Source organism: Vibrio sp. OPT46, assembly GCF_015163535.1.
Classification (GTDB): Bacteria; Pseudomonadota; Gammaproteobacteria; order Enterobacterales; family Vibrionaceae; genus Vibrio; species Vibrio alginolyticus.
Genome location: NZ_JADDYG010000010.1, coordinates 7,388 through 19,858, shown reverse-complemented (window position 1 = coordinate 19,858; position 12,471 = coordinate 7,388). Strand labels below are relative to the sequence as shown.

Annotated in this window: 12 protein-coding genes; 8 read left to right on the top strand and 4 right to left on the bottom strand. The window is 44.6% G+C overall.

Annotated features, from left to right (window positions below; all coding sequences use genetic code 11):
- Nucleotides 1-649 (bottom strand): ABC transporter substrate-binding protein (locus IQR33_RS32045; protein WP_228013705.1); only part of this gene is annotated, 649 nt, incomplete at its 3' end.
- A 137-nt stretch (nucleotides 650-786) separates the two neighbouring features.
- On the bottom strand, nucleotides 787-1,152 hold the full coding sequence (locus IQR33_RS01560) for a DUF6559 family protein (protein WP_054576155.1): 366 nt from the start codon (nucleotides 1,150-1,152) through the stop codon (nucleotides 787-789).
- A gap of 166 nt (nucleotides 1,153-1,318) precedes the next feature.
- Between IQR33_RS01560 and IQR33_RS01555 the strand changes: the two genes are divergently transcribed.
- Nucleotides 1,319-1,573: a hypothetical protein gene (locus tag IQR33_RS01555; protein ID WP_017819806.1), complete on the top strand. Its 255-nt coding sequence runs from the start codon at nucleotides 1,319-1,321 to the stop codon at nucleotides 1,571-1,573.
- Between the two features lie 101 nt (nucleotides 1,574-1,674).
- On the opposite strand, the gene IQR33_RS01550 is transcribed toward IQR33_RS01555, so the two are convergent.
- Complete coding sequence (locus IQR33_RS01550; protein ID WP_193837908.1) at nucleotides 1,675-4,083, bottom strand: beta-mannosidase; 2,409 nt, start codon at nucleotides 4,081-4,083, stop codon at nucleotides 1,675-1,677.
- Between the two features lie 303 nt (nucleotides 4,084-4,386).
- Between IQR33_RS01550 and IQR33_RS01545 the strand changes: the two genes are divergently transcribed.
- Nucleotides 4,387-5,973, top strand: coding sequence for a BCCT family transporter (locus tag IQR33_RS01545; RefSeq protein WP_005373846.1), 1,587 nt, complete (start codon nucleotides 4,387-4,389; stop codon nucleotides 5,971-5,973).
- 62 nt (nucleotides 5,974-6,035) lie between these two features.
- Here IQR33_RS01545 and IQR33_RS01540 read toward each other — a convergent pair whose 3' ends face one another.
- Nucleotides 6,036-6,764, bottom strand: coding sequence for a UTRA domain-containing protein (locus IQR33_RS01540; RefSeq protein ID WP_033906315.1), 729 nt, complete (start codon nucleotides 6,762-6,764; stop codon nucleotides 6,036-6,038).
- Nucleotides 6,765-6,974: 210 nt separating this feature from the next.
- On the opposite strand from IQR33_RS01540, the gene IQR33_RS01535 reads away from it, so the two are divergent.
- The 6 genes from IQR33_RS01535 to IQR33_RS01510 are packed head-to-tail and all read left to right on the top strand — an operon-like array spanning nucleotide 6,975 to nucleotide 12,235.
- Nucleotides 6,975-8,042, top strand: coding sequence for an ABC transporter substrate-binding protein (locus IQR33_RS01535; protein ID WP_005373851.1), 1,068 nt, complete (start codon nucleotides 6,975-6,977; stop codon nucleotides 8,040-8,042).
- A gap of 12 nt (nucleotides 8,043-8,054) precedes the next feature.
- Nucleotides 8,055-8,879, top strand: a complete 825-nt coding sequence (locus tag IQR33_RS01530; RefSeq protein WP_064369403.1) for an alkaline phosphatase family protein — start codon at nucleotides 8,055-8,057, stop codon at nucleotides 8,877-8,879.
- Nucleotides 8,876-9,766 carry an ABC transporter permease gene (locus IQR33_RS01525; protein WP_193837907.1) on the top strand — a complete coding sequence of 297 codons (891 nt, stop codon included), beginning with the start codon at nucleotides 8,876-8,878 and terminating at the stop codon, nucleotides 9,764-9,766. Before IQR33_RS01530 ends, IQR33_RS01525 begins: the two co-directional genes overlap by 4 nt.
- Before the next feature lie 2 nt (nucleotides 9,767-9,768).
- On the top strand, nucleotides 9,769-10,557 hold the full coding sequence (locus tag IQR33_RS01520) for an ABC transporter permease (RefSeq protein ID WP_158173378.1): 789 nt from the start codon (nucleotides 9,769-9,771) through the stop codon (nucleotides 10,555-10,557).
- On the top strand, nucleotides 10,554-11,573 hold the full coding sequence (locus IQR33_RS01515) for an ABC transporter ATP-binding protein (RefSeq protein WP_193837906.1): 1,020 nt from the start codon (nucleotides 10,554-10,556) through the stop codon (nucleotides 11,571-11,573). The genes IQR33_RS01520 and IQR33_RS01515 overlap by 4 nt, the downstream gene beginning before the upstream one ends.
- A gap of 2 nt (nucleotides 11,574-11,575) precedes the next feature.
- Nucleotides 11,576-12,235, top strand: coding sequence for an HAD family hydrolase (locus IQR33_RS01510; protein ID WP_005387091.1), 660 nt, complete (start codon nucleotides 11,576-11,578; stop codon nucleotides 12,233-12,235).
- Nucleotides 12,236-12,471 lie beyond the last annotated feature (236 nt).

The window sequence follows — 12,471 nt, the reverse complement described above, 5'->3', positions numbered from 1 at the left end:
CGGACACGTAAGGGACTTGCGGCGCATCTGAGTTGTACAGTAATACGTTGTTTTTCAGCGCGACTAGAGAATCAAAAGCCTGCTCGATTTCTGCTTCGTCTTTTGTGTTCACGCTATGGCCATTTTTCTTCAGCGCCATACCGAACACATCGCGAACGTCATCAATCAGCATGACTTGTTGTTCGTATTGAGACTCCCATAAGTCTGCCCATTTGGTCACTGGTTGCTCAACCATGGATTCGTTGTAGCTGATCCCGGTAATGCCCCAAATATAAGGCAGCGAGTAATCATTTTTAGGATCGTGCGCTTGGCCAAGTAAACCGTCCATTGTGTCTTGCATGTTTGGCACTTGAGCGTGATCTATTTTCGAAAGCAGCCCTTCTCGCCCCATTTTTTCAATGAAGTACGCAGAAGCAAAAACCACATCGTAGCCAGAACCTTTTAGCAATTTTAGCTTGGTATACATTGATTCATTATTCTCAAAAGTCGAATAATTAATCGTAATACCTTCTTGTTTTTCAAACGCTTTTAACGATGCTTCCGGCAAATAGCCACCCCATGCATAAACGTTCAACGTTTTGCTATCTGCATGAGCAAACATGCTGAGCACAAGAGCACTCAGCCCCAATCCTTTGATGATTAATTTCATGGTATGCAATCCAACCAGTCCAGCGACGCGCTGGGATTCGGGTGCATAATTAGGTAATTGTTACCCAATTGAAAGAAAATTTAATTAATCTTTAACAGCAAAAATATTTATCGAATTTATAAAATTAACGCATGTTTTTAATAGCGACTGTGCATACCAAAATGATGAGACATTCCATCTTCCATTCGACCGCCTTTCCAGCCACCAGAGCCGAGTAAATTAAGCACATCTTGAGCGGTATAATCGGCACCAGAAAAGAAATCATGCGCCACGTCTGAGCGTATTGCTTGCAATTCTGGTTGGTTTTCCAAATCAAGATCTTGCGGATTCGCATACAACGCCAACGCAATTTTTTGTTGGCACGCGCTTAAGCTTAACTCGCTGGTGCTCGTCTTTACCTGACCAACCGAAAAGTACTCACGACTGCCGTATCCCACTATCAATCTGGTACTCATTAGCTTAATCACTTTCTTAATGCGGCGACGTTGTATAAATCTCAACATGTTTTGTTATTCCTGTATTAAGTTGGCTATGTCGTATTCTTTTGTTCGAATTAAAACACTCTGTTTTATCCGCGAAATTTCTCTAGCGCTTTTCGCGATGATCGGTTGTATAATACGATCCTGAAATATTTTGTTACGTTACCTCGGTAACCCCTGAGACTGCAACATGAACAACAGCAGATGGGTCGGCTTTATAGGCGGCACGATTGTCTTACTTAGTACCTTTATCCTCTTCGGATCTTCCGTCCACTCTGCTTGGTACCGAATCCCTGCGGAAGCCATTCATGGTATCGCCTTCACTCTGGCTTTTGGTTTAGGGTTAAACAGCCTGCTGGCGTACGCGACGGCAGTGATTACTCTTGCTGCACTATTCTACATTGGCTTTGTCGTTAGCTATCGGGTCCATCAGAAACTTAAATAAACTTCTGTCTCAACCTGAGCTTAATAACGGATACTTAATAACTAAAAAGGGAGCAAATGCTCCCTTTTTAGTTATCAGCATATAGATGTTCTATGCCCGCTTTAATCATTAAGGTGGCATACCCTCAACGACTGCTGCATACCTGAAACATCATCACCTAAATACTCAACCGTCATTGGAACGTTGACCAACAGAGTAAAACTGGAGTCACTGAACCTTCCATCAGCATCACTCTCCAAATGAACAAAAAACGCAGGCTTATCCGCAATCAATGTAATTTTCCTCCCTTCAATAGAGACACCTATATTGGCTTTCGCTATCGGCAAGGTTTTTAGCTCATGAGTACTAAACCATGTGTTGCTTATTCTGTCTTCACCGATTTGCGCTTCAACATAGAAGAAGCCTGACGTAAGTTCGTCCTTCTCGATCGATTCATCCAATTGCCACAAAATCGTATTGCTGTCTGCTATGACTGTTTGCTCTAAGCTCCAACATTGCTTTTCTTCCCCTTGCCAATCTACCCACTTGAGCAGTGCGTTGACGCTTGCGGACTCTTTGGCATCATTGAGCAAATGTAGGCTCAACTCGCCTGTATGCTCGGAAAATACCAAATACTGCGGCGCAAAAAAGCGTTTTGCATGGTAGTGCAACTGCTTCCATCGACCACTGTATTCCAAACTAGACCAAGAACTGACAGGCCAATTGTCGTTGAGTTGCCAGTACAGCATGCCGCGACAAACTGGAGAAATGGCACGCCAATGATCGCATGCAGTTTTGATCGCGATTGCCTGCTGAACTTGACTTAAATACAGCATGCTCTCAAATCCAGAGGGAAAACGAAAATAGCGCGTGAACATCTCTGTGATAATACTATTACCACGAGGGTTCTTCTGATGTTGTTCGAAAGTTGGGGATGTAATATTCCAGTCTTGCTCAGGGACAAACCGCTTAACTTCAGCAAAAGATGGCCAAGATTGAAAACCAAACTCAGAGCAAAAACGAGGATTCACGTCAAGGTAGGCACTGAATGATTTTCCTGAATGCCAAACGTCCCAAAAGTGCATATCGCCTTTACTATCATCATGCCACGCATCACCGAAATCCAGTTCACCATTACATGGGGAACTTGGCCAGAAACGGCGAGTGCTATCTTGCTCGGTAATCTCCTTCTCAATCATGCGGTTGAGGCGATCGTAGTTAACCGTGTATTTGACTTTGCTGCGCTTAGATTCGTCATACCAACCAATAGCTCCAATCACTTCATTGTCACCACACCAAAGTGCGATTGATGGGTGCTTCTTAAGCCTCGGGATTTGGAATCTAAGTTCTTCTTCTACGTCTTTTAAAAACTCGTCGTTTGATGGGTACAACGAGCAGGCGAACATCATGTCTTGCCACACCAACAAGCCAAGTTCATCACAAAGGTTATAAAAGGTTTCACTCTCGTAATGACCACCGCCCCATACGCGAATCATGTTCATGTTGGCGTCAACCGCACTTTGCAAAAGGTTGCGATAACGTGTTTCGTACTCTCGCCCCGGCATTGCGTCAATAGGGATCCAGTTGGCACCTTTAGCATTAATCGGTACGCCATTGACGATAAATTCCATTGCAGAGCCGTGCTCATCAACTTGGTTATTTAGGGTTAACTGACGCAAACCAATGTTGTGCGTTAACTTTTGCTCTCTGCAAGAAATGGTAATGGGATAGAGATACGCTTCGCCATAACCCGATGGCCACCAGCGTTGAGGCTCCAAAATGTGGAACTGGCAATGATAGTGACCACTTCCTTTTGTTTGAATACATTGACGCTCACCATTAAATTCAACCATCATTTCATGGCGTTGACTGTCCGTTTCCACTTCAACTACTACATCAAGAAACACACTCCCATCGGCTTGCCATTGCTGCTCTGTCGAGAAACCTTTGAGCCAAAGCTCATTCACAATGTCGATTTGAATGGGGTCGTAAATACCCGATACCATCAAGCAAATGCCCCAGTCCCATCCGGAATGGCATTGTGTTTTGCGGATCAAGTTCATGTGTGGAATTTGGTTGTTGCCCATTGCCGATGGAATAGGAAATGGCAGTTTTTTTGCTCTTGCGATACCTTCTAAATCCACCCGAGCAAACTCAACCCGAATCGTGTTAGTACCTTGCTTTAAATGCGGTTTAATATCCACACGTTGCTGGGTAAACATGTTGCTGCAAGTTAGTGCTAGCTCACCATTAACATAGAAGGTTGCCAATGTATCGACACGAGTTAGCGTCATCCAAATTTGCTTGGCAGACAACGTAAACGCGTCGACGTCAAACTCACGTGAGATATGCCACTCACACTCTTCAATCCATCGAACTTTGTTTTCATTATCGGCAAAATAAGGATCTGGAATCTGCTCTGCTTGTAAAAGCGCCGACACATTATCGCCCGGAATAAACATTGGAATTTCAAGATTGGGGCGCTGTGGCGAGGTAAGCATCCACTGCCCGTTAAGTTCGAAGTGAGCCATCGAGTTAAACCTTAGCTTGGGAAAAACATGTTTTCTCAATGTAATCCTGATAATCCCATGCAAAAACAAGGGAAATGTTAATTACATACGAAATGCGGTGCATTTCACGTAAAAACTCTTTCTTTTGATCTCTACCCAAAAATCAGCAACTTGGCTAACCTGTTAAAAATTAATCGAAATCTAAGGTTATATTTGCAACTTCGACATGTTAACATCATCGGCTTTTTGAACATCCTCACACTTTTCGTCGAAACGATGTGAGGGGAAATGCACGGCTTCATAGCCCTAAAAAGCGAAGTAATTATGTCAAATATGACGAATGCCGCCTCCCACACAGCGCCTATTCAGGATGCTGACTATTCTGCTATTCATCCCCCATCTTTACTCAAGCGCCTCGAACTCACCAATCCTGTCTTTTGGTTAAGTGGTAGCTTCCTCACTCTATTCGTTTTACTTGCTCTAACGAATACCGACTCTCTAACCGCAATGGTTAACACCGGCTTCGGCTTTGCTACTAAATATTTCGGAGCTTACTGGCAAGTACTGCTTCTTCTGAATTTCCTAATTGGTTTGGCTCTTGCGTTTGGTCGCACTGGTTATGTGCGCCTAGGTGGTCTAGCGAAACCTGATATTGATAACTTTAAGTGGTTGTCAATCGTACTCTGTACTCTACTTGCAGGTGGTGGTGTGTTCTGGGCCGCAGCTGAGCCTATCGCGCACTTTGTGACTGCTCCGCCTCTATACGGGGAAGCCTCACCGAAAACTGCCGCAATCAATGCCCTATCTCAGTCTTTTATGCACTGGGGCTTCTTAGCTTGGGCGATCCTTGGTGGTCTATCTTCCATTGTCTTAATGCACTTGCATTACGATAAAGGCCTGCCTCTTAAGCCGCGTACTCTGCTTTACCCTGTGTTTGGTGATAAAGCCATTAAAGGCTGGATTGGTGATGTTGCTGACGCATGTAGCATCATTGCAGTAGCAGCAGGAACCATCGGTCCTATCGGCTTCTTAGGTTTACAAATTAGCTACGCGCTAAACTCATTGTTTGGCCTGCCAGATACGTTCGTAACGCAAAGTATGGTTATTATGGCGGCGATCCTGATGTATACCCTTTCCGCACTGAGCGGTTTGAGCAAGGGTATTCAAATCGTCAGTCGTTACAACATCATTTTGTCTGTACTATTAATTGGTTACATCCTGTTCTTCGGGCCGACAAGCTTTATCGTTGATGGCTACGTGCAAGGCGTTGGTCGTATGGTGGATAACTTCTTCCCTATGGCACTTTACCGTGGTGATACAGGCTGGCTAAGTTGGTGGACAGTATTCTTCTGGGGTTGGTTTATCGGTTATGGCCCAATGATGGCGATCTTTATTGCTCGTATCTCTCGTGGTCGTACAATTCGCCAATTAATCATGTCTATTAGCATCGCGGCACCGCTGATTACTTGCTTCTGGTTTAGTATCGTTGGTGGCAGTGGCCTTGCGTTTGAACTTGATAACCCTGGTTTGATTTCATCTGCGTTTGAAGGCTTTAACTTGCCTGCAGCACTGCTAGCGATTACTGGTGAATTACCTTACCCAATGATCATTTCGGTTCTTTTCCTGATCTTAACGACAACATTTATCGTGACGACGGGTGACTCGATGACTTACACAATCAGTGTAGTGATGACGGGCTCAACAGAACCAAACGCAGTGATTCGCTCGTTCTGGGGGCTGATTATGGGTATTGTCGCTATTGCGCTTATCTCAATGGGCTCTGGTGGTATTTCTGCATTGCAGTCTTTCATTGTGATTACCGCCGTACCTGTGTCTTTCATTTTGCTGCCAAGCATTTGGAAAGCACCCGGCATTGCAAGCAGAATGGCGAAAGAGCAAGGCCTCGTTTAAACCGCCTCTCTAACCAATATGCGAAAAAGAGCCCTTCATTGGGCTCTTTTTAATTCTGCGCTTTATCCTACGCTATCAATGCGAATCATCACTGCGTCTGGACGCCAATACTCGAATTCGCAGTCCATTAAATGCCCATCTTGTTTGTAGTTTACCCGCCGAATTTTCAGAACGGGTTGTCCTTCAACTAGGTTCAACGCCTTAGCGACATGAGCAGGAGCTGACGTGGGAATCACATCAAAACGAGAGCGCTTTGTCTCGTAACCATACTTCTCACGATAAATGCCCGTCAGGGACATGGTGAGGTTCTCAAACAATATACCCTCAAACAGTGCCGCTTTGAGCACGTTCTCAACAAACAATACCGCTCGCCCATCAATAAAACGTAACCGTTCAATTACATAAATTGGGGTAATTAGCTCCACCTCTAACGATTTGGCATACTCACCTGCGGCCATTTCACTTCGCACGTTGAGTAACTTAGTTTCTGCAATACGATGCTGCTCTCGAATCATCTGATGGAAGTGAGAACGAGACAACGGGTTGTAACAGATACGCTCAGGAGATACATACCAACCCCGGCGCTCTTCTCGATAAATAAGACCTTCAGTTTCTAAAGACACCAACGCATCTTTGATAGTGATTCGAGTTGTAGAAAACAGCTCACTGAGCTCTCTCTCTGACGGCAGTTTTTGTCCTTCCGACATGATGCCGGAAAGAATCTGCTGTTTTAAGCTGCTTCTAATTTTTCCTAATTGGGTACCAAATTGTCCGGTGCCTGTCGCTCTCATTCTGATCTAGTCCAACGATAATTTGACGAATAACATAAGGCGTTTACGTAACAAAAATATGACATTAATCAACAGAACACATACTGAACGTATGAAATATAAGTGCCATATAAAATCAGCAAAACTGTCAAATTACTTGCGCTAAATCGTCACATTCCATCCATAGCATACAAAGCGAACTTACTGACCTAGTCCAGAAGGATGGAGACAATGAAAACTTTGCTAAGTCGTTCAATTACCGCACCAGCGGCAATCATTGCGGTAACACTCGCTACGCCAACAGTAGCGAAAGAAGCCGATATTGAATCTTTGGTAGCAGCAGCACAAAAAGAAGGGGCGGTTTACAGTGTGGGTATGCCTGACAGTTGGGCAAACTGGAAAGACACATGGGCTGATTTAAAGTCAAACTACAACCTTAAGCACCAAGACACGGATATGAGCTCGGCTCAAGAAATCGCAAAATTCGAAGCTGAGAAGAAAAACGCGACCGCAGACATTGGTGACGTAGGCTTTGCCTTCGCACGTGTAGCGGTTAAAAAAGGCGTCACTCAGCCATATAAACCAACAACTTGGAATGACATCCCAGATTGGGCAAAAGACGAAGATGGTCATTGGGCACTTGCTTACACTGGCACTATTTCTTTTATCTCCAACAATAACCTCGTAAAAGACGCGCCAAAAACGTGGGATGACCTATTAAAAGGCGACTACAAAGTGACCGTAGGTGACGTAGGCGTAGCAGCACAGGCAAACAACGCGGTTCTCGCCGCAGCGTTCGCCAACGGTGGGGACGAATCCAACCTCAAGCCTGCGCTCAAATTCTTTTCTGAACTCGCGAAGCAAGGTCGTCTTTCATTTACCGATCCGAACATCGCCAACCTAGAAAAAGGCGAAGTGGAAGTGGCGATCATGTGGGACTTCAATGCATTGAACTACCGCGACAAAATTGACCGCGACCGCTTTACAGTGAGCATTCCTCAAGATGGCTCTGTGATTTCTGGTTATACAACCATAATCAATAAATACGCGAAGAACCCTAATGCAGCAAAGCTTGCTCGTGAATACATCTTCAGCGATCAAGGGCAAATCAACTTAGCAGAAGGTTATGCGCGTCCAATCCGCACCAACATCACACTGCCTCAAGCAGTGCAAGACAAGCTAATTGCTAATGACCAATACAGCAATGTTCACCCAGTGACTGACTTCTCAGCTTGGGAAAAGTCCGCACGTAAGCTGCCACGTCAATGGCAAGAAAGTGTCTTAATCCACCAGCAATAAGAGTAAGTCGTTATGAGCAATAAGGTCATCCTTGTTGTTCTAGATGGACTGAACTATCAGGTAGCCCGTGATTGCATGGGCTACCTCAATGGTCTTCTAGAACAAAGTCGTTCCCAACAAGAAACTCGCGCAACGCTTTATCCTGTGCAGTGTGAGCTGCCCTCTATGTCTCGCCCACTTTATGAGTGCATTTTAACGGGCGTTCGCCCTGTAGAAAGCGGCATCGTAAACAACAATATCGTTCGTCTATCCAAATACGATTCCATTTTCAGTTTGGCAAAAGCCCAAGGAAAAGTGACCGCTGCGGCTGCCTACCACTGGGTAAGTGAGCTTTATAATCGCGCGCCATTTGAACCTGTTCGCGATCGTTTCACGCATGATGAAACCCTGAATATCCAGCACGGCTGCTTTTACCATTGGGATCATTATCCTGATGAAGCCTTGTTCCTGGACGCAGAGTATTTACGCCGCAACTATCAACCTGATTTCTTACTGATCCATCCGATGAATATCGACGATACAGGACATAAGTTTGGCCTAGACTCTCGCCAATACCGCAATTGTGCGCGAGGTGCAGACATTATTCTTTCCAACTACATCGATCAATGGCTTGCTGATGGGTATCAAATCATTGTGACCAGCGATCATGGCATGAACAACGATCTTTCTCACGGTGGGATTTTACCTGAAGAGCGAGAAGTTCCCCTGTTTGTCATTGGTGATAAGTTTACCCATCAAGATTGTCATATTAAGCAAACTGATATTTGTGGCACCGTTTGTCAATTGCTAAACCTTGACCACACGAAGCCATACACTCAGGAATTGTTAGCACTATGAGCAGTTCAGTCCTCTCCCCAAGCTCTAGCGAATCACGTTCAAATTTGGCAAGTACTTGGTTAAAGCGCTTTAAGCCAGCCATTTGGTTGGCGCCTTTCGCACTGTTTTTCTATCTATTTCAACTCGCACCGATGATTTGGGTACTGTTAAACAGCTTTATCTACGATGGCGAGTTTGCCTTCGATAACTACATTGAAGTGCTCGACTCCGCCTTTATGATGCAGGCGTTTGGCAACAGTTTGTGGTTAGCTGTATGGTCGAGCATTTTTGGCTTAGCCATTGCGACTCTGTTGGTCTCTTCTCTGCGCAGAGTCGATTCTAAAGTCCGCGACGGTGTGATTGCGTTTACGAACATGAGCAGCAACTTTGCAGGCGTACCTCTGTCATTCGCTTTTATTATTATTTTGGGCACCAATGGGGCGATTACCCTTTTTCTCAAGCAGTATGGCTTACTCGGTGATTTCGACCTTTATGGTAAATGGGGCCTGCTGGCCATTTACATCTACTTCCAAATCCCGCTGGCGGTGTTGTTGCTCTACCCTGCGTTCGACGCGTTGAGTGATGATTGGCAAGCTGCTGCTGCGCTACTGGGAGCCAAAACATCACAGTATTGGGCGAAAATCGCGCTGCCAGTGCTCTCACCAGCCTTATTCGGTACCTTTATTATCTTAATAGCCAACGCAATCGGCGCATATGCGAGTGTTTATGCGTTGACCTCCGGTAACTATAACGTCATCACCATTCGAATTGCGAGTCTGGTATCGGGAGACCTGTTCCTTGAACCTAATCTCGCCGCTGCAATTTCGGTGATTCTAATGGCGTTACTTGCCTTTATCACAGTGATTAACCAATGGCTCATTTCGAAAAGCTATGCAGGTAGGAAGTAGTCATGAACAACGTTAATACTCGATTCCATAAAACGGTGGTTTATTCCATTGCTGGGATCATGCTCATCCCGATTTTAGCGACCTTTGTCTATTCGCTTTCATCACGCTGGGGCGCCACGGTGCTTCCAGATGGTTTCACTTTTGATTGGTACGTTAAATTGCTGACCGACCCACGCTTTTTGCAAGCATTTGGGCGTTCGCTGTTTATTTGTATTGCTTCGCTAACCCTCAGTGTGATTCTAGTTCTGCCAGCGATATTCGTGGTGTTTTACTACTTTCCAAGGCTCGATAAGCTCATGAACGTATTGATTTTGCTACCATTCGCTGTACCACCAGTGGTGTCCTCCGTCGGCTTGCTTCAACTTTATGCTGACAGTGAAATCTCCCTTATCGGTACTCCTTGGATTCTAGTAGGTACTTACTTCACCATCGCGTTACCGTTCATGTATCGTGCGATTTCTAATAGCTTCGAAGCAATTAACCTTAACGATTTAATGGACGCTGCACACTTGCTAGGAGCAAGTACAACCAAAGCGTTTTTGATGGTCATTTTACCTAACCTCAAAAAAGGACTGATGGCATCGCTTTTCCTTTCATTTTCATTTCTATTGGGAGAGTTTGTGTTCGCCAATATTTTAGTCGGCACACGTTATGAAACCCTGCAAATCTACTTGTATAACATGCGTCAGACGAGCGGCCACTTTACGTCTGCCTTAGTGATGACCTACTTCCTATTTATTTTTTTACTGACTTGGTTGGCAAGTCGTTTCAGCCGAGGAGTCAAACAATGAGCTACGTAACAGCGAAAAATCTGACTAAACGTTTTGGTGATAACACCGCATTTGAGGACATTCACTTTAACATCGAGCAAGGTGAATTCATTACGCTTTTGGGCCCTAGCGGTTGTGGTAAATCGACACTACTTCGCAGCCTTGCTGGGCTTAACCCTGTCGATGGAGGCGAGATTTGGGTAAACGGAGAAGATATCACGCATCAAGTCCCGCAAGAGCGTGGTATTGGGATGGTCTTTCAATCGTATGCGCTGTTTCCCAATATGACCGTCGAAGGCAACATTGCATTTGGCTTAAAAATGAAAAAGCTTGCGAATGATGATATTCGACGTGAAGTGGCTAAAGTCATCAAACTGGTGGATCTGGCAGGTAAAGAAAAACACTATCCGCATCAACTTTCTGGCGGTCAGCGCCAGCGTGTCGCACTCGCTCGAGCGTTGGTGGTGAAACCTCGCATATTATTGCTTGATGAACCACTTTCTGCGCTTGATGCCAAAATCCGCAAACACCTTCGTCAGCAAATCCGAGATATTCAGAAAGAGATGAATCTCACCACTATCTTCGTAACTCATGACCAAGAAGAGGCGATGATTATGTCTGATCGTATCTTCCTAATGAGTAAAGGAGAAATTGTTCAAGCAGGAACACCTGAAGAAATTTATACTCATCCTGCTAACGAGTTTGTGGCCGGTTTCATGGGGCACTACAACCTTGTAGAGGCCAATAAAGCCAAGCAACTCTTCAACATTGATACCGAATGGAAAGTGGCGATTCGCCCAGAGTCTATATATGTAAAAGAGCAAGGTCGTCAATATGATAGCCACATCTCAGCGCCACAAGTAGGTACGATCACCAACCACCAGCTTCTAGGTAATGTTATTCGCTATCAAGTGAACGTTGAAGAGTGTGAGCTCACTGTTGACTTGCTTAACCGCTCTTCAGAACGCTTACTAGCGAATGGCAGCCAACTAGAGCTACTCTTTAACCTAAACGAAATTCAACCAGTGAGAGCCTAAACATGTCCAAACCTTTGTATGTTTTTGATATGGATGAAACCCTAATAAACGCTGACTGCGCAATGATTTGGAACGAGTTTATGGTTGAGAGAGACATCGCGACTGATCCTTTATTTATTAAGGAAGATCAGCGTCTAATGGCCTTGTACTCTGAAGGCAAAATGGACATGGAAGATTACCTAGCGTTCTCCATGAAGCCACTAGAAAACATGCCGATTGAAGAAGTAAACGCCTTGGTTGAAGAATGTGTTGAAAGCCATATTTTGCCTAAACAGTTCCCTCAAGCCAAAACCCTGATTGAGCAACTGTCTCGTGATGGTATAGATATGGTTATCATCTCTGCCAGCGTCACTTTTTTGGTGGAAGCCGTTGGTCGCCGTCTTAATATTCCAACCGCACTCGGAATTGATTTAATCGAGAAAAACAACCGTTATACTGCTGAAATCGACGGTATCCCGAGTTATCGTGAAGGCAAAGTCACGCGATTAAAACAGTGGCTAGAAAATCAGCCTGAGCCTTATTCCGAAATCCATTTCTATACCGATTCAATCAACGATTTACCGCTTTGTGAATACGCAAACTACGCTTATCTGGTAAATCCATGCCCACAACTAAAAGAACACGCCAACAGACCGAATTGGAGTGTGTTAAGTTGGGGGTGATCTAGCATCAAAAGGCCGTTCTTCCTAAGTAAATACTTTTCTATTTGTTCAAAGAGCAGTTCTTTCTGCTCTTTTTTACTTCTCTTCATCACAAATTAATCACTTGATTAAATACTGATTAATTTTTCACATGTCGCATGAGAAATCAGCGTCTTATAATTAATCAAATGTTTAATATTTTGAGAGAAGATTGTGACGGAAGCGCATCGAAGGGCGGGAAGACCCACAGATAATAT